The 15,400-nt window shown below is 74.1% G+C and carries 17 protein-coding genes and 2 pseudogenes; 6 read left to right on the top strand and 13 right to left on the bottom strand.

Annotated elements, in window-relative coordinates:
* Positions 1 to 181 precede the first annotated feature (181 nt).
* The 7 genes and pseudogenes from AC5L3Z_RS16565 to AC5L3Z_RS16535 form a co-directional block, all read right to left on the bottom strand.
* Entirely contained in the window at positions 182 to 1,855 is a 1,674-nt protein-coding gene (locus tag AC5L3Z_RS16565; RefSeq protein ID WP_494842974.1) for a ribulokinase, read from the bottom strand.
* Positions 1,856 to 1,950: 95 nt separating this feature from the next.
* A complete protein-coding gene (locus AC5L3Z_RS16560; RefSeq protein WP_494842972.1) occupies positions 1,951 to 2,202 on the bottom strand; it encodes a hypothetical protein in 252 nt (83 codons plus the stop codon).
* A gap of 87 nt (positions 2,203 to 2,289) precedes the next feature.
* Positions 2,290 to 3,667: pseudogene (locus AC5L3Z_RS16555) on the bottom strand (aminotransferase-like domain-containing protein).
* Positions 3,616 to 4,767, bottom strand: a complete 1,152-nt coding sequence (locus tag AC5L3Z_RS16550) for an alpha-hydroxy acid oxidase (RefSeq protein WP_494842970.1) — start codon at positions 4,765 to 4,767, stop codon at positions 3,616 to 3,618. The pseudogene AC5L3Z_RS16555 and the gene AC5L3Z_RS16550 overlap by 52 nt, the downstream one beginning before the upstream one ends.
* A 169-nt stretch (positions 4,768 to 4,936) precedes the next feature.
* Positions 4,937 to 5,851: pseudogene (gene lipP1, locus AC5L3Z_RS16545) on the bottom strand (LipP1 family hormone-sensitive lipase); the annotation flags it as partial.
* An 8-nt stretch (positions 5,852 to 5,859) separates the two neighbouring features.
* Positions 5,860 to 7,077 carry a cytochrome P450 gene (locus AC5L3Z_RS16540; protein WP_494842968.1) on the bottom strand — a complete coding sequence of 406 codons (1,218 nt, stop codon included), beginning with the start codon at positions 7,075 to 7,077 and terminating at the stop codon, positions 5,860 to 5,862.
* Positions 7,078 to 7,137: 60 nt separating this feature from the next.
* Positions 7,138 to 8,418 (bottom strand): SGNH/GDSL hydrolase family protein, encoded by a 1,281-nt coding sequence (locus AC5L3Z_RS16535; RefSeq protein WP_494843244.1) that lies wholly within the window; start codon positions 8,416 to 8,418, stop codon positions 7,138 to 7,140.
* 359 nt (positions 8,419 to 8,777) lie between these two features.
* On the opposite strand from AC5L3Z_RS16535, the gene AC5L3Z_RS16530 reads away from it, so the two are divergent.
* The 3 genes from AC5L3Z_RS16530 (at position 8,778) to AC5L3Z_RS16520 (ending at position 12,135) form a co-directional block, all read left to right on the top strand.
* Positions 8,778 to 10,340, top strand: coding sequence for a class I adenylate-forming enzyme family protein (locus tag AC5L3Z_RS16530; protein ID WP_494842966.1), 1,563 nt, complete (start codon positions 8,778 to 8,780; stop codon positions 10,338 to 10,340).
* Positions 10,337 to 11,560, top strand: a complete 1,224-nt coding sequence (locus AC5L3Z_RS16525; RefSeq protein ID WP_494842964.1) for an MFS transporter — start codon at positions 10,337 to 10,339, stop codon at positions 11,558 to 11,560. The genes AC5L3Z_RS16530 and AC5L3Z_RS16525 overlap by 4 nt, the downstream gene beginning before the upstream one ends.
* Before the next feature lie 101 nt (positions 11,561 to 11,661).
* Positions 11,662 to 12,135, top strand: coding sequence for a nucleotidyltransferase domain-containing protein (locus AC5L3Z_RS16520; RefSeq protein WP_494842962.1), 474 nt, complete (start codon positions 11,662 to 11,664; stop codon positions 12,133 to 12,135).
* 48 nt (positions 12,136 to 12,183) lie between these two features.
* Here the strand turns inward: AC5L3Z_RS16520 and AC5L3Z_RS16515 are convergent, their stop codons facing one another.
* Together AC5L3Z_RS16515 and AC5L3Z_RS16510 are read right to left on the bottom strand one after the other, a co-directional pair.
* Positions 12,184 to 12,465: a hypothetical protein gene (locus AC5L3Z_RS16515; protein ID WP_494842960.1), complete on the bottom strand. Its 282-nt coding sequence runs from the start codon at positions 12,463 to 12,465 to the stop codon at positions 12,184 to 12,186.
* Between the two features lie 35 nt (positions 12,466 to 12,500).
* Positions 12,501 to 12,851, bottom strand: a complete 351-nt coding sequence (locus AC5L3Z_RS16510) for a hypothetical protein (RefSeq protein WP_494842959.1) — start codon at positions 12,849 to 12,851, stop codon at positions 12,501 to 12,503.
* A gap of 363 nt (positions 12,852 to 13,214) precedes the next feature.
* Here AC5L3Z_RS16510 and AC5L3Z_RS16505 point away from each other — a divergent pair, with 363 nt between their 5' ends.
* The 3 genes from AC5L3Z_RS16505 (at position 13,215) to AC5L3Z_RS16495 (ending at position 14,068) form a co-directional block, all read left to right on the top strand.
* Positions 13,215 to 13,451, top strand: coding sequence for a hypothetical protein (locus tag AC5L3Z_RS16505; RefSeq protein ID WP_494842957.1), 237 nt, complete (start codon positions 13,215 to 13,217; stop codon positions 13,449 to 13,451).
* Positions 13,452 to 13,568: 117 nt separating this feature from the next.
* Positions 13,569 to 13,766 (top strand): hypothetical protein, encoded by a 198-nt coding sequence (locus AC5L3Z_RS16500; protein ID WP_494842956.1) that lies wholly within the window; start codon positions 13,569 to 13,571, stop codon positions 13,764 to 13,766.
* 32 nt (positions 13,767 to 13,798) lie between these two features.
* Positions 13,799 to 14,068: a hypothetical protein gene (locus tag AC5L3Z_RS16495; protein ID WP_494842954.1), complete on the top strand. Its 270-nt coding sequence runs from the start codon at positions 13,799 to 13,801 to the stop codon at positions 14,066 to 14,068.
* A 388-nt stretch (positions 14,069 to 14,456) separates the two neighbouring features.
* On the opposite strand, the gene AC5L3Z_RS16490 is transcribed toward AC5L3Z_RS16495, so the two are convergent.
* From AC5L3Z_RS16490 to AC5L3Z_RS16475, 4 genes are read right to left on the bottom strand one after another with little or no spacing between them, the layout of a single operon-like run.
* Entirely contained in the window at positions 14,457 to 14,630 is a 174-nt protein-coding gene (locus AC5L3Z_RS16490; protein WP_494842953.1) for a hypothetical protein, read from the bottom strand.
* On the bottom strand, positions 14,627 to 14,845 hold the full coding sequence (locus tag AC5L3Z_RS16485) for a hypothetical protein (protein WP_494842952.1): 219 nt from the start codon (positions 14,843 to 14,845) through the stop codon (positions 14,627 to 14,629). The genes AC5L3Z_RS16490 and AC5L3Z_RS16485 overlap by 4 nt, the downstream gene beginning before the upstream one ends.
* Positions 14,842 to 15,021 carry a hypothetical protein gene (locus AC5L3Z_RS16480; protein ID WP_494842951.1) on the bottom strand — a complete coding sequence of 60 codons (180 nt, stop codon included), beginning with the start codon at positions 15,019 to 15,021 and terminating at the stop codon, positions 14,842 to 14,844. Before AC5L3Z_RS16480 ends, AC5L3Z_RS16485 begins: the two co-directional genes overlap by 4 nt.
* Entirely contained in the window at positions 15,018 to 15,224 is a 207-nt protein-coding gene (locus tag AC5L3Z_RS16475) for a hypothetical protein (protein WP_494842950.1), read from the bottom strand. Before AC5L3Z_RS16475 ends, AC5L3Z_RS16480 begins: the two co-directional genes overlap by 4 nt.
* Positions 15,225 to 15,400 lie beyond the last annotated feature (176 nt).

Below are 15,400 nucleotides of genomic sequence, written 5' to 3'. Positions count from 1 at the left end.
CCGACGCCCCGCCCGGCCCCGCCCGGCGGGGCGTCGCCGTCCCGCCTCCACTCCCCCACCGCCCCACAGCCGCTGCGGTGATCAAGAGGTTCTGGTCAGGGAACGCGCTCTCCCCGGACGCGAACCTCTTGATCACCGAGCGGGACCGACCCGCGGCCGGGCCGGGCCAGGGTGGGCGGGGTCAGGGGGTGGTCAGGGCGCGGTGGCGGAGGGCGCGGAGGTGGTGCAGGACGTCGGTGCCGCCGCGGCCGAAGTGGTCGTGCAGGGCCCGGTACCGCGCGTACAGGTCGTCGTAGGCGGCGGCGCGGGCCGGGTCGGGGTGGAACGTCTCCCGGTGTCCGGCGCCCATCACCTCCGACGCCGTCTCCACGTCCGGATACACCCCGTCGGCCACCGCCGCGTGCACGGCCGCGCCCCGAGCGGCCGGGTGCTCCGCGTCGAGCACGTGCAGCGGCCGGCCCAGCACGTCGGCGTAGATCCGCAGCAGCAGCCGGTTGGCGGTGAGCCCGCCGGCCGCGGTCAGCTCGTCCACCGGCACCCCGGCGCCGGTGAACGCCTCCAGCACGGTGCGGGCGCCGAACGCGGTCGCCTCCAGCAGCGCCCGCCAGATCTCCTCCGGCCGGGTGGCCAGGGTCAGCCCGACCAGCACCCCGCTCAGCTCGTGGTCCATCAGCACCGACCGGTTGCCGCTGTGCCAGTCCAGCGCCAGCAGGCCGTGCCCACCGACGGGCTGGTCGGCGGCGAGCGAGTCGAGCAGCGCGTACGGGGTGATCCCCCGCCGCCGCGCCTCGTCGGCGTACGCCGCCGGCAGGTTGCGGTCGACGTACCAGGCGAAGATGTCACCGACGCCGCTCTGCCCGGCCTCGTAGCCCCACCGGCCGGGCGTCACCCCACCGTCGACCACCCCGCAGACGCCCGGCACCTCGTGGCAGGCGTCCGCGTTCATGATCAGGCAGGTGGAGGTGCCGAGCACGGCGAGCATCCGCCCGGGGGCCACCGCGCGGGCCGCCGCCGCGGTGACGTGCGCGTCGATGGCGCCGACCGCCACCGGGGTGCCCACCGGCAGACCGGTCCAGCCGGCCGCCTCGGCGGTCAGCCCGCCGGCCCGGCCGGCGGCCGGAGCGACCGGCCCGTCGACCCTGGGCAGCAGTCCGGGCAGGGCCGGGTGCAGCGCGGCGAGGAATTCGGGGGCCGGGTAGCGGCCGTCCTGGCGCAGCCCCTTGAATCCGGCGGCCGGGGCGTTGCGGGTCTCCCGGCCGCAGAGCCGCCAGACGATCCAGTCCGCCGCCTCGATCCAGCGCTCCGCCCGGTCGAAGACCTCCGGGTCCTCCTCCAGCAGTTCCAGGGCCTTGGCCAACTGCCACTCGGCGGAGACCCGGCCGCCGTAGCGGGCCAGCCAGGTCTCGCCGCGCTCACGGGCCAGCGCGTTGATCCGGTCGGCCTGCCGCTGGGCGGCGTGGTGCTTCCAGAGCTTCGGCCAGGCGTGCGGCCGGTCCCGCAGGTCGGGCAGCGCGCAGAGCGGGGTGCCGTCGGCCAGCGTGGGCAGCACCGTGCACGAGGTGGCGTCCACCCCGATGCCGACCACCTCACCGGGGTTGATCCCGGCGGCGGCCAGCGCGGCGGGCACCGCGCTCCGGAGCACGTCGAGGTGGTCGTCCGGGTCCTGGAGCGCCCACTGCGGGGGCAGGGCCGGGCCGTCCGGCAGCCGGGTGGTGAGCACCCCGTGCCGGTACGCGTGCACCGCGCTGCCCAGTTCGGTGCCGTCGTCGACGTCGACCACCACCGCCCGGCCGGAGAGCGTGCCGAAGTCCACGCCGACGGCGTACCGGCGGCCGGTCGTCGCGCGCCTGGTCACCGCGCCTCCTCTCGCCGACGGCAGGGACACCGGCGGCGGGAGGAGAGGCTAGCAACCGGCGGGACGGCGGGCTCGCAGGCCCGGCACCGGGCGGGTCAGGCGAGCTGACGCTTGAGGTGGTAGCGGTGCACCTCCGTGCTGCCCTGGACGTTGTTGACGTCCTCGGCGGCGGAGACCAGCTCCCAGCCTTCCCGGCCGGCGCGGTTGAGGTGGGCGATCGCCGTGTCGCCGTACGCGGTGATGTCGGCGCGCGAGCCATCCGGGCCGTACCAGACGAACGAGACGTGGAAATTGCGGCCCTGCCCCTGGTAGCGGCGGACCAGCAGGGCGTACTCCCAGGCAACCATCGGTCCATTATGGTGGCCGACCGCGGGCCGTCGGAACCGACCTGCGACATCGACCCGCGCCCGGGGCCATCGGTGACCGGGGCCGGGTCAGCGGGCCGGGGCCGCCGCGGCGGAGCGCAGCTCGTCGGTGACCAGGGCGGCGAACCGGTCCAGCCCGAGGTCGATCTGCTCCGGGGTGACCGCGCTGATCGACAGGCGCAGCGCGCCGACCGGCGCGCCGTCGTCGTAGAAGTGCGCCATCGGGGTCCAGAGCACGCCGTACCGCTCGGCGGAGCGGCGCAGCAGCGCGTCGTCCACGGCGAACGGCACGGTGACCACCACGAAGAACCCGCCGGCCGGGGCGTTCCAGCGCACCGGCGAGGGGGCGGGGAATCGGCGGTCCAGGCCGTCGAGCAGGTGACGCAGGTTGCGCCCGTACGCCGCGCGTTCGCGCTGGTTGGCGGCGGCCAGCGAGCAGTCGTGCTCCAGCAGCGCCCCGCCGACCATCGCCTGGGCCAGCGGCGAGGTGTTCACCGTGACCATGCTCTTGATCTTGGCGAGCTGGTCGGCGAGGAGCCCCACCGTCCCGTCGGAGCCGGCGACCCGCTGGTCGGCGACGACGTAGCCGACCCGGGCGCCAGGGAGCACGGTCTTGGCGAACGACCCCAGGTAGACCACCCGGCGCCGGGTGTCCAGCGCCTTGAGGGTGGGCAGCCGCTCGCCGTCGCCGGCCGGGAAGAGCCCGTACGGGTTGTCCTCGATCAGCAGCAGCTCCTCCTCGGCGGCGAGGTCGAGCAGCCGCCGCCGGTCGGCGAGGTCGATGCGGGCACCGGACGGGTTGGCGAAGTCCGGCATCACGTAACAGGCGCGCGGGCGCAGCCCCTCGGCGCGCGCCCGCCGTGCCTGCGCGCGCAGGTCGGCCAGGTCCACCCCGGCGGCTCCCCCGGCCACCGGGCGCACCGGCAGGTCCAGCAGCCGGGCCGCCCCGGTCAACCCGACGTACGTGGGGGCGACCGCGAGCAGCACGTCCCCGGGTCCGGCCCGCAGCGCGCGCAGCACCAGCAGCATCGCCTCCTGGCAGCCCACGGTCACCACGACCGCCTCCGGGTCGACGTGCACGTCCTCGTCCACCGCGAGGTGGCGGGCGACGAGGTGGTGGATGATGCCCTTGGTGCGGCCGTACTGGAACAGGGTGCGCCGCGCCTGCTCCGGGCGCTGCCCGAGGTCGTCGGCGAGGTGCCGGCGGAACCGGTCCAGCCACCGGCGCGGCGCCTCGTCGTCGAAGAACTCCTCGTAGGGCCGGCCGGCGGCCAGCGACACCGCGTCGGGCCAGTGCTGGGCCACCTCGTTGAGGAAGTTCATCGAGTTCAACGCCGGGTCGTCGACCGCCGGGTGCAGCGAGTCGACGTCCAGGTCCACCGACGCGTCCACGGCTCAGCCTCCGGTCAGGGTTCGCAGCCGGCGGGCCGCCGCCGGGTCGGCGCAGCCGGCGAGGGTGAGCGCGTCGCGCAGTTCGGTGGCGAGCAGCGCCAGCGCCGCCTCCGCGCCGGCCCGCCCACCGGCGGCGAGGGCCCAGAGCATCGGGCGGCCCAGCAGGACCCCGGTCGCGCCGAGGGCGAGCGCCCGCAGCACGTCCGTCCCGCTGCGCACGCCGCTGTCCACCAGCACCTCGGCGCGCCCGTCGACGGCGGCGACCACCTCGGGGAGCACGGTGGCGGTGGCGGGAGCGCCGTCGAGCTGCCGGCCGCCATGGTTGGAGACCACCACGGCGTCCGCGCCGACCTCCACCGCCCGCACCGCGTCGCGCGGGTCGAGGACGCCCTTGACCAGCAGGGGCAGCGGGGTACGGTCCCGCAGCCAGTCGAGGTCGGCCCAGGTCAGCGCGGGGGCGAAGACCGCCTGAGTGTGCGCGGCGATCGCTGAGACTCCGGGCGTACCGGTGTGCGCGAGGTCGTCCCGGCTGCCGGGCAGGTTCGCCGCGCCGACGTGCGGCGGCAGCACGAAGCCGTTACGCACGTCGCGCCGCCGACGGCCGAGCACCGGCACGTCGACGGTGACCATGAGCGCGGCGCACCCGGCGCGGTGGGCCCGGTCCAGCAGGTCGGCGACCAGCCCCCGGTCGCGCAGCCAGTACAGCTGGAACCAGACCGGGCCGTCGCCGGCGGCGGCGCCGACCTCCTCGATGCTGGTGCTGCTCAGCGTGCTCAGCACGTAGGGCACCCCGGCCGCGCCGGCCGCCGCCGCCAGCGCCGACTCGCCGTCGGGGTGCAACAGCCGCTGGTACGCCATCGGCGCCACCGCCACCGGCATCGCCTGCTGCCGGCCCAGCAGCGGCGCCGCCGTCCGGGGATCGTCCACCCCGGTGAGGACCCGGGGCAGCACGGCGACCCGGTCGAAGGCGGCCCGGTTGGCGGCCAGGGTGCTCTCCGACCCGCTGCCGCCGTCGACGTAGTCCCAGACGTCCGGCGGCAGGACGGCCCGGGCGGGCCCGGCGAAGTCCCCCAGGCAGACCGGCGGCGGGGCGTCGGGCGGGACCGTGCGGGCGGACCGGGGCGACGGCAGGTCGGCGCGCACCCGGTCAGCCATCGGCGGGCTCCGCCCCGGCGCGGGCCGCCGAGGCTGGGGCGGACCAGCCGCCGGCCCCGCCCGGCGCGGCGCCGGCGGCCCGAGCGCCGTCCGCCCGCGCACCGGCGGCCGGGCCGTCGTCGGTCCGCGCCCCGGGTGACGATCCCGGGCCGGGGAGCGCGAAGCATTCCCGCAGGAACGCCGCGGCCTCGTCCTGCGCGCGCCGGCCGGCGTCGAAGACGCCGGGCATCGCGAAGAACCCGTGGATCATCCCGGGATACCGGCTGAGGGTGACCGGCACGCCCGCCTCCCGCAGCCGGGCGGCGTACCGCTCCCCCTCGTCGCGCAGCGGGTCGTGCTCGGCGGTGACGACGAGGGCCGGCGGCAGGCCGGAGAGGTCCTCGGCGAGCAGCGGCGAGGCCAGCGGGTCCGCCGCGTCGGCCGGGTCGGCCAGGTAGTGCCCCCGGTACCACTCGACGGAGTGCCGGTTGAACAGCAGCGGATCCTCGTCGCCGCCCGGGGCGCGGTCGGCGCGCTGGTCGGTGTTGGGATAGACCAGCAGCTGCCCGGCCAGCCGGGGACCGCCGGTGGCGCGGGCGAGCAGGGTGACCGCCGCCGCGAGGTTCCCCCCGGCGCTGTCGCCGCCGACGGCGAGGCGGTCCGGGTCGGCCCGGAACTCCCGCGCGTGCGTGGCGATCCACCGGGTGGCCGCGTGGCAGTCGTGCACGGCGGCCGGGAAGGGGTGCTCCGGGGCGAGCCGGTAGCCGACGGTGACCACCTGGCAGCCGGCGGCGTTGGCCAGCCGCCGGCAGATCCCGTCGGCGGTCTCCACGCTGCCCAGCGTCCAGCCGCCACCGAAGAAGTAGACGAGCGTGGGCATCGGGTCCTCGCCGGCCGGTCGGTGGACGCGTACCCGGAGGTGGCCGGCGGGGCCGGGAACGTGGGTGTCGCGTACCTCGTGCACCGGCTCGACGTCGCCGCCGCCGGCGCGGATCGCGGCGAGGTCGGCGGCGCGGGCCTCGGCCAGGGTCTGGGTGTACAGCGGTGGGGTGCCGGTCGCGGCCCGCGCGGCCAGATACGCCCGCACCTGGGGGTCGAGGGTCATGCCGTCTCCTATCCGCCGGTCGAGACGAAGAGCTTGTCGATGCCGCGCAGGAAGAGGCTCCCGCTGTAGGTGGGGGTCCTGGTGACGGCGAGCCGGGGGAACCGGGCGAAGAGCCGGGGCAGGGCGAGCCGGCCCTCCGTCCGGGACACCGCCGCGCCGAGGCAGAAGTGCGGGCCGAGGCCGAAGGCGAGCGACGGCGGGCCGCCCCGGTGCGGGTCGAACCGGTCCGGGTCTGCGAAGCGGGCCGGGTCACGGTTGGCCGCCGCGATCATCAGCAGCACGTTCTCGTCGCGCCGCACCGGCACCCCGCCGAGCGTGGTGTCCTCGGGCGCGGCCCGGGCCAGGAAGTGCACCGGGCTCTCCAGCCGCAGCACCTCGTCCACGCAGCCGCCGGCCAGCTTCTCGTCGGCGGGGAGCGCCGCGACGACGTCCGGGTGGGCCAGCAGCACCGGCAGCCCGTTGCTGAACAGGTAGACGGTGGTCACGAAGCTCGCGTTGAACAGCACGATGAGGTTGCTGACCAGCTCGTCCTCGGTCAGCTCCACGTCGCCGGAGTCGAGCGCCTCGACCAGCCCGCTGACCAGGTCCTCGCCGGGATGCCGGCGCCGGTGCGCGATCAGCTCCCGGTACCAGGCGCGCAGCTCCGCGGCGGCCTGGTTGGCCCGGGCGAGGCGCTGCGGGGTCTTGCCGGCCACGTCCAGGAACTCGTCGATGCGGTCCACCCGCTGCCGGTACCAGGACAGGTCGGCCTCGGGCAGTCCGATGAACCGGGCCATCACCAGCGCCGGGACCGGGTAGGCGAAGTCGGCCACGAAATCCACCTCGCCGCCGTCGGCCCCCGCCTCGGCCATCCGCTCCAGCTGCGCGTCCACCACCTTGACGATCACCGGTTCCAGGGCGCCGAGCCGGCGCGGCGTGAAGGTCTTCGCGAAGACCGCCCGCATCCGGGTGTGGTCGGGCGGGTTGACGAACATCATCGAGGACTGGAGCGTGCGCAGGATCTCCTGCTCCTGCCAGCCCGGCGGGGCCTGCTTGGACCACGCCGGGTCGCGCAGCACCTGGCTCACCAGGTCGTATCCGCCGGCGACGACACCGATGGCGCGGTGTTCGGGGCGGGGCGCGATGGCGCTGACCGGACCGTGCCGGTGCAGGGCCGCGTACCACGGGTAGGGGTTCTGCCGACCCGGCTCGCGGTAGAGCCCGGTCAGGATCTCGTCGACGTCCACGGTGCTGCCTCTCCCGGCGATGGACGTGGGGCGGCGGGTCGCCCCGCCGCCCCACCGGTGTCACAGTCCGAGCAGTCGGAGCGGCACGGCGTCCGCCATCGCCTGGTTGCCGGCGTCGTTCGGGTGGATGTGGTCACCCGAGTCGTACGCCGGCAGCAGCCGGCTCGGCTGCGCGGGGTCACGCAGCACCGCATCGAAGTCGAGCAGCCCGTCGAACTCACCCGCGCCCGGGCCGCGCAGCCAGGCGTTGACGGCCTGCCGGGTGGCGTCCTTCTCCGGCGTCCACACGCCCGGGTTGCCGTGCCCCTCGTACGGGGTCAGGGTGGCCGCCAGGCTGCGCAGGCCGCGGGCCTTGACCTGCTGGTTGACCTGGCGCAACGAGGCGATGATCCGGTCGGCGGGGTCGTTGGACATCCAGATGTCGTTGATGCCCAGGTGGGTGACGACGGTCCGCACCCCGGTCTGCGGGAAGACGTCCTCGTTGAGCCGGGCCAGGGCGTTCGGGCCCAGCTCCGGGTAGCCGGGGAAGCCGCCGGCGCCGGGCTCCGTGCCCTCGTGGTTGAGCCGGTTGCCGGCGAGGCTCAGGTTGAGCACCCCGGGCGTCCGCACCTCCGGCCGGGCGTCGACCAGCCGGTCGGCGAGCAGGTCCGGCCAGCGCTTGTTGGCGTTGACCGTGCTGCCGTTGCCGTCGCCGATCGAGTCGCCGAGGACCACCACCGCGCCGGGGCTGTGCCGGCGCTGGACGTCGATGCCGGAGAGGAACATCCAGCAGCAGTTGGGCTTGATGGTGAAGCCGGCGCCATCGGCGGCGGTGGTCAGGTCGGTGGCGCCGATGAAGGTGGTGGCCTTGGACTGGCCGTGGAAGGTCACCGGCCCGGTGAGCACCGGGAAGTGCAGGGTGACCAGCAGGTCCTCCTGCTCCCGGACCGGGAAGTCCAGCGGGTCGCTGAGCAGCTCGGCGCCCTTGTTCATGGTGGCGGCGGTGGCGCCGCCGAAGGTCAGCTCGCGCAGCGAGCCGGCGTCGATGTCGGACCGGTCGTCGACGGTGGCGGTGTTGGGGCGGGCGACGGTGGCGTGCCCCACCTGCACCGCCTGCTCGCCGTAGAGGTTGCTCAGCCGTACCCGCAGCCGGTCCCCGCCCACGCTGGTGTGCACGGTCATCCGGATGCTCTGGTTGTTCAGCCCGGTGTTGGTCAGGCCGACGGTGTTGCCGCGGGTGACCGCCGCGGCCCAGCTGCCCGCCCACTCGGCGCGGGGGTGCCGGCGGTCGGTGTCGGACGGGCCGGCGCTGGCCACCACCGCCGGGGCGGCCACGACCAGGGCCGCGGACGCGGCCGCTATGACATGCCATCTCTTCGGGGTCGACATGGAACCTCCATCGTTGGCAGCCCAGAACCGGCATCCATTGACGGTGCCGACTGGACGATGGTCCGGAAACTAGCCGCTGGCGCTGACGGGCGTCAATCAACCTGATCGACATGGTCAAATGCCTTCGGGGCGGGGTCGGACGCCGTTCGGCTCTGTCCACCGGCGCCGCCGCCGACCTAGGCTCGCAATCGGCGGCGGCGCGGTCGCCGACCCGCGCACCCGTCGTCGCGTCCCGGCGGCGACCTGCCGGGGCGTCCTCTCCCGCCGGTCGCCACGGCGCGTCCCACCGGGCCGCCGCGTCGACCGCCACCGCATCGACTGGGGGCTGTGCGATGACCGACGGGTCCGCTCGACCGACGAACTACGTGCACGACGCGCTGGAGCTGTTCGCCGGGTTCGGCGACCGGGAGGCCCTGGTCGGCGACGGCCGCCGGCTCAGCTACGCCGAGGTCGCCGCCGAGGTACGCGGGCTCGCCGCGGCGCTGACCGGGCACGGGGTACGCCCCGGCGCGGCGGTGCTGGTGATGCTCGGCAACGCGGTGGAGGGACCGCTGCTGCAACTGGCGCTGCACCTGCTCGGCTGCCGGACGATGTGGATCGCCCCGGTGACCTCCCGCCGCGAGATCGACGAGTTCGTCCGGCTGGCCCGCCCCGACGTCTTCGTGCACCACGCCCGCGCCGGCGACGGCCTCGGCGGGGACATCGCCGCCTCGCTGCCCGGGACCCCGGTGCTGCGCCTCGGCGCGGAGCTCGTCCCGGCCGCCGGCGTCGCACCGCCCGGCGAGGTCCCCACCCCGGAGTCGTTCCTGCAGACCAGCGGCACCACCGGCACCCCGAAGCTGGTGCACCACACCGAGAGCTTCTACCGGCAGATCCTCGCCCTGGCCGCCGACTTCCGCGCGGCCGGCTTCCCGCTGCTGCGGCACCTGTCGCACTCGCCGATGTGGCTGGCCAGCGGGCAGATCACCACCCTGTTCAACCTCTTCACCGGCGGCGTGCTCTTCCTGCGCCAGCAGTGGGACCCGGCGACGTTCATCCGCACCGTCGACACCGAACGGATCAACTCGACCTTCGTCACCCCGCCGATGCTCTACGAGGTCCTCGACCACCCGGCGCTGGACGGCGCCGACTTCTCCGCCATGTTCATGTTCAACGTGGGCGCCGGGCCCGCCGCGCCCGCCCGGCTGCGGCAGGCGATCGCCCGCTTCGGCCCGGTCCTGCGCATCGTGTACGGCCTCAGCGAGGCCGTCGTCATCACCGCGCTGCCCGGGCTCACCGACGACCCGGAGCACCCGCAGCGGCTGCGCTCCTGTGGCCGGCCGTACGGCGACGTGACGGTGGAGATTCGGGACGCCGACGGGCGGGTGCTGCCGGCGGGGGACGACGGCGAGGTGTGGGTCCGCACCGACCTCAGCTTCGCCGGCTACCACGGGCAGCCGGAGCTGACCGCCGAGACGCTGGTCGACGGCTGGGTCCGCACCCGCGACGTCGGGCACCTCGACGACGACGGTTACCTCTACCTGGTGGACCGGTTGCAGGACCGGATCCTCACCCGGCAACGCAGCTGGCCCATCTACTCCCGACCGATCGAGGACGTCCTGGCGGGCCATCCGCAGGTGCGCGCCGCCGCCGTCGTCGGCGTACCCGATCCGGTCGCCGGCGAACTGCCGTACGCGTTCGTGGTGCCGGCGCCGGGCGCCACCGTCACCGGGGAGGAGCTGATCGCGCTGGTGACCGCCGAGCTGAGCGAGACCTGGGCGCCCGGCGCGGTGGAGTTCCTGGACCGGCTGCCGCTGAACCGCTCGGCGAAGGTCGACAAGAACGCCCTGCGGGCCCGGTACGCGGCGGCGCACCCACCGGTGGAGGAGGTCACGGCGACCGGCGGCCGGCCGTGAACCCGCGCCGGGAGCTGACCGTCCTGGTCGCCGCCGACCTGATCTCCAACCTGGGCAGCCGCATCTCGGTGGTGGCGATCCCCTGGCTGGTGCTGGAGAGCACCGGCAGCCCCACCAAGATGGGCGTGGTGGCGGCGGCGGAGACCCTGCCGTACCTGCTCTCCAGCGCGCTGGCCACCCCCTGGGCCGACCGGTTCGGCCTGCGACGCACCTCGATCGTGGCGGACGCGGCGAGCGCCGCGGCGATGGCGGTGGTGGCCCTGGCGCCCTGGCTGGGGTTCGGGACGCTGGTCGTGCTGGTGGCGGTCGCCGGCGGTCTGCGCGGCATCGGCGACCGGGTCAAGCACGTGATGTTCCGGCCGGCCGCGCAGCGGGCCGGTGTGCCGCTGATCCGGCTCACCTCCGCCTACGACGGGCTGACCCGTGGGGTGACCCTCTTCGGCGCGGTGCTCGGCGGACTGCTCATCGACTGGGTCGGGGTGACCCGGGCGATCTGGATCGACGCGGCCACCTTCGCGCTCTGCGCGCTGCTGATCGGGGTGCTGGTGCGCCCGCCGGCGCCGGCTCAGCCGGCGCCCCGGGAGAGCTACCTGCGGGCGCTGCGCGGCGGCTTCGCCTACCTGCGCACCGACCGGACGCTGCTGACCATGCTGGTGGTGATCTCGGCGCTGAACATGTTCGCCAATGCCAGCGTGGCCGTCTACATCCCGCTCTGGGTGGCCGAGGTGTTCGGCGACCCGGCCGGCTTCGGGCTGGTGCTGGGGGTCTTCTCCGCGGGCGCGCTGCTGGGCAACGTGCTGTTCACCATGGCCGGGCCGCGGCTGCCCCGACGGCTGACCTTCGCGGTGGGCGCGGCGGCCAGCGGCACGCCCCGGCTGCTGGCGCTCGCGGTCAGCGACGAGCTGGCGGTGGTGCTGGTCGTGACGTTCCTGTCCGGGGTGGCCATCGCCACGGTGAACCCGCTGCTCGGCGCGACGCTCTACGAGCGGGTGCCGGAGGCGTTGCAGACCCGGGTGATCGGCCTCTCCGGCTCGCTGGCGTTCGTCGGGCTGCCGGTGGGGGCGCTGCTCGGCGGCTGGTCGGTGGCCGCCCTCGGGCTGGTCCCGGCGCTGTGGGTGATGTCGGCGGCGTGCCTGGTGCTGACCGTGGCGCCGCTGCTGGTGGGGGCGCTGCGGGTGGGCGGGCGGGAACCGGAACCGGCGGTGTCGGCACGGCCCTGACCAGCGCACATCGGTAGGCAGTTGGCGTGGCTTTGAGATCGGTCAGGGGCCCGTCTGAGCCGGTCCGCGGGGGCGTCGGCACCGTCTGGCAGGCTGACCGGATGGACGCAGACGAGGTGACCGTGCTGCTGGCGGAGTTCGCCGCGCACGGGCTACGGGCCTGGGTGGCCGGCGGCTGGGCGGTGGACGCGGTGGTCGGCCGGCAGACCCGACCGCACGGCGATCTCGACCTCGCCATCGACTCCGCCCAGCAGGCGGAGGTCCTGGCCCTGCTGCACCGGCTCGGCTTCGCCGTGACGGTCGACTGGCTGCCGGTCCGCGCCGAGCTGACCGCGCCGGACGGCCGGCGGGTCGACCTGCACCCCGTGGCGTTCCGGCCGGACGGCAGCGGGGTGCAGGAGGGGCTGGACGGCACCAGCTTCGACTACGCCGCGGACGGCTTCACCGTGGGCGCCCTCGACGGCCGGCCGGTGCCGTGCCTGTCAGTGGCCCAGCAGCTGCGCTTCCGGGAGGGCTACCCGCCACGCGCCGTCGACCAGCACGACGTCACCCTGCTCCGGGCTGCGGTGGGCTGAGTCAGCCCACCGTCCCCTGGCGCTCGTCGCCGGTGTCGAAGAACCGGGTCAGGTACGCGTCGGGCGGCAGGTCACTGTCCCGCAGCTGCGAGTAGACCTCCGCGCCGTGGCCCGGCTCGTCGAACAGCCGGTACGCCTGGGCGAGCCCGGAATAGGTGAAGGAGACTCCTCGGTGTACTCGACGGCCTCCGCCTCGGCCAGGGCTGTCGCCTCGTCGATGCTGCCCGCCCGCCAGAGCGTGATGCGCTCCTCGTAGACGATCGGCGCACCGGCGTCGTTGTGGAACACGCAGCGGACCGCGTACCACTGCCGGCCGGCGATCTCGTCCACCGGGCCAGTCTGCCACCGCGTCTGCGGGCCGGCAGTCAGAGGTACGTCCCGCCCTGGTCGGTGATGCGGGCGATCAGCAGACCGGTTCGGGCGGGGCCGGGGAGCCAGGGACCACTCCCGGCCACCTCGGCACGCAGGTGCTCGGTCGCGACCCGCGCGCCGCCGTTCCACGGTGCCGGCCAGGTGGTGAACCGGCGTACCTCCACCAGACCGTCGGCGGTCAGGCCGACCAGCGCCCCGGCGAGCGCCGGTACGGCCTCGTCGACGGTCGGCGACATCGGCCCGGTGTCGAGCCAGGCACCGGCGATCTCGGGCAGGGGCGCGTCGCCGTCGGACTCGCGCAGTACGAAGTACTCCACCTCGGTCAGGCCGGCCCGATTTCTCATTCGTCCATTTTCTCCTCTTCGCCACCGCGCCCGACACCAACCCACCCCTGCCGGCACGGCACGGGGCCGCCCGGCAGCCACGGAGCAGGAAGTTCGCCCCGATCGGGGCGGGGCGCTCGCCGCTCGCGGGCGACGGCGACGCGGCCGACACCCGGCCGCCGATCAGGCAAGGGATCAGCTGGTAGGACCTTTTCGGTGTGAAGAAACCATCGCCAGCCGACGAACTGCGCGGCCGACAGAGCTGACCTGCTCGAAGGGACCGTAGGCGTCCGCCTTCGCTCGCCTCGGTCATCACCCGGCCAGTCACTCAGTCGGCGGGCGGGCTTCCGGCCCTCCCTGTCTGAGTTGGGTTCTAATGACGTCGTGCCCAAGCCGTCCGCCCCCTCGCTTGTCTACTCCCTGCGGTTCCCCACATGGCTCTTCGTATTGCCCGTGCTGCTGTTCGCTGGTCCTCCTGCTCTGATGTTGGCTGGCCACGGCGAGTTCGGCGCAGCTGCCCTGATCTTGGTCAGCAACATCTACGCGGTCATCCTCGGCCGCCTGCTCCTTGCCAAGAACCTTCTCGGGAAGGGGAGGGTGAAGCCCGAGGACCTGGCGTGACCGGCTCACCAGCACGTCCTCATTGGTCCCGACGGACGCCTGGTCGCCATCGACCACGGCTACTCGTTCCCCCAGTCGAACGCCGAACCGTTGCGCTCCGACTTTGTGCAGCAGCAGATGAATCGGCCGCTCGGTCCGGAGACGATGGCCCGGATCCAGGCCACCGATCCCGCCGTGCTCGCCGACCGGTTACGCGCCACCGGCCTGGACGAGAGGGCGGTCTCCGGCGCGATGGACCGCTGCAACGAGATACGCAGCCGAGGCACGATCACCGGCGAGGCGTGGACGGCGTTCCGTCCGCCGAGCCCGTGGTGACCGAAGGAGCAAGGGTGAACCAGGAGGCAGGAATGACGGAGCCGGCACCGACCCGCGTGGCGCTGTACACGTTCGCGCAGCACACCAACCGACGCGTGGCCGAGTTCCGGTGGCAGCCGGGCCAGGTGGTGTCGCTGGCCGTTCTCGATCCCGAGTGGGGGGCGCTGGCGCAGGACTTCTACGACAACGGCGTACCGGCCGGGTCGGGGCGGGTGCCGCCGCAGTCCGGTGCGGAGTTCATGCGCGCGCTGCTGCAGCGGTTCCGCATGAGCTACTACAAGTTCGTGGACGAGAGCGACTGAGGCGGGTCGTCTGACCCGGGTGGCCGCACCTCGCGGTCCCCTGGCTGCCGGCGGCGGGCCGGCCTCGACACTGCTGCCGCCGCCGGCAGCGGTGTGCGGGCTCGGCCACGGGCCGGCCCGTCGTCAGGTCAGCAGCCGCACGAGACGACCGGGGGCGGGCGCGGACAGGTCACCGGCCGGACGTCGGGTAAGCCCGGGCGCGGTCTGCACCGGCAGGCACGGGCGCTTCTCGGATCGAACCAGTGACCTCTTCGGTGTGAACTCTCCGAGCGGGTCGGATCGGGCTCGATGCTAAGTCAGACGGCTTGGTGGCACGCTTCTCGGTCCGGTCCGGTCCGGTCCGGTTCGGCTGGCTCGGTTGCTGTACTTCGCTGCTGTACTGCTGGCATCACATCAGCCGCTGGATGCGGACCTTTGGACGCTCGTTGCTGAGGTGGCCTTGCTTGTGCTGGCGGACCTGCTCGTCCCAGACCTCTTGGTCGTAGTCCGGGTTTGGTGGGATCCACTTGTGGGAGCCGTCGCTGTAGTGGAACTTCTCGTCGCCGGGCCGCAGGATGCTCACCGCAGCCAGCCGAGGATGCGTTGGTGCAGCACCCCCGCCGGCACCCAGGTCAGGTCTTCGGAGGCGCGCACCAGTTGAGCACCCAGGTAGAGGGCCAGGGATATCGGAGCGCCGTCGAACTCCGCGCGCAGCTCTCGCTGACGGGTGCGGCAGGGCCAGGGCGCGTCGCAGCCGCCGCAGCTCCAGATCGGCAGCACCGGTCCGTGCGTGGTCATGCGCAGCCTCCGAGCAGCGCCGCCGTCAGCGACCGCGCCTGCCGGCTGGTCGCCCACTCGACCTGCCAGCACGGGTACGGCGTGAGCCGCGACCAACAGCCCCGGCAGCCGGTGCACAGGCCGTCCTCGCCCGGCAGATGTACGACGAGGATCTGCTGCTCCACCTCGTTGCTCACTGCTCCTCCTGGGCGGGCCAGTACTTTCGGTTGATCGGGATGCGGTGTCGGCTGCGGCAGGGCAGGTCGACGCCGCAGCGGCAGATCCAGCTCCACTTCCGCCACGACCATGCCGGGCGGTGTCGCCGGACCATGGTCATCGCGACGGCGATCAGGTACTGGTCGTAGGACACTCGTCGCCACGGTGGTGTTCTGTCTCGCATCACTGCCTCCCTCCGCCGGGCAGCGCTCCATAGCCGACCCCGAACCACGGGATCAGCTCTGGAACGTTCGGTAACTGCGACGCTACGATCACGACGGCGGCGGTTGGACTCACCCGTAGTACGAGTGAGCAGGCCATATGTACTGCCGCAGCGCTGGTTTCAAGGCGGGAACGTCG

Source organism: Micromonospora sp. LZ37 (assembly GCF_059359015.1).
The sequence above is the reverse complement of the archived record's forward strand: the minus strand, read 5'-3'. Positions and strand labels throughout refer to the sequence as shown.

Bases quoted from the DNA above. Each gene is read 5' to 3' on its own strand.
- AC5L3Z_RS16560 (WP_494842972.1), bottom strand. From the start codon at position 2,202: ATGGTTGCCTGGGAGTACGCCCTGCTGGTCCGCCGCTACCAGGGGCAG.
- AC5L3Z_RS16550 (WP_494842970.1), bottom strand. From the start codon at position 4,767: ATGGCTGACCGGGTGCGCGCCGACCTGCCGTCGCCCCGGTCCGCCCGC.
- AC5L3Z_RS16530 (WP_494842966.1), top strand. From the start codon at position 8,778: ATGACCGACGGGTCCGCTCGACCGACGAACTACGTGCACGACGCGCTG.
- AC5L3Z_RS16520 (WP_494842962.1), top strand. From the start codon at position 11,662: ATGGACGCAGACGAGGTGACCGTGCTGCTGGCGGAGTTCGCCGCGCAC.
- AC5L3Z_RS16510 (WP_494842959.1), bottom strand. From the start codon at position 12,851: ATGAGAAATCGGGCCGGCCTGACCGAGGTGGAGTACTTCGTACTGCGC.
- AC5L3Z_RS16500 (WP_494842956.1), top strand. From the start codon at position 13,569: ATGAATCGGCCGCTCGGTCCGGAGACGATGGCCCGGATCCAGGCCACC.
- AC5L3Z_RS16495 (WP_494842954.1), top strand. From the start codon at position 13,799: ATGACGGAGCCGGCACCGACCCGCGTGGCGCTGTACACGTTCGCGCAG.
- AC5L3Z_RS16485 (WP_494842952.1), bottom strand. From the start codon at position 14,845: ATGACCACGCACGGACCGGTGCTGCCGATCTGGAGCTGCGGCGGCTGC.
- AC5L3Z_RS16475 (WP_494842950.1), bottom strand. From the start codon at position 15,224: ATGCGAGACAGAACACCACCGTGGCGACGAGTGTCCTACGACCAGTAC.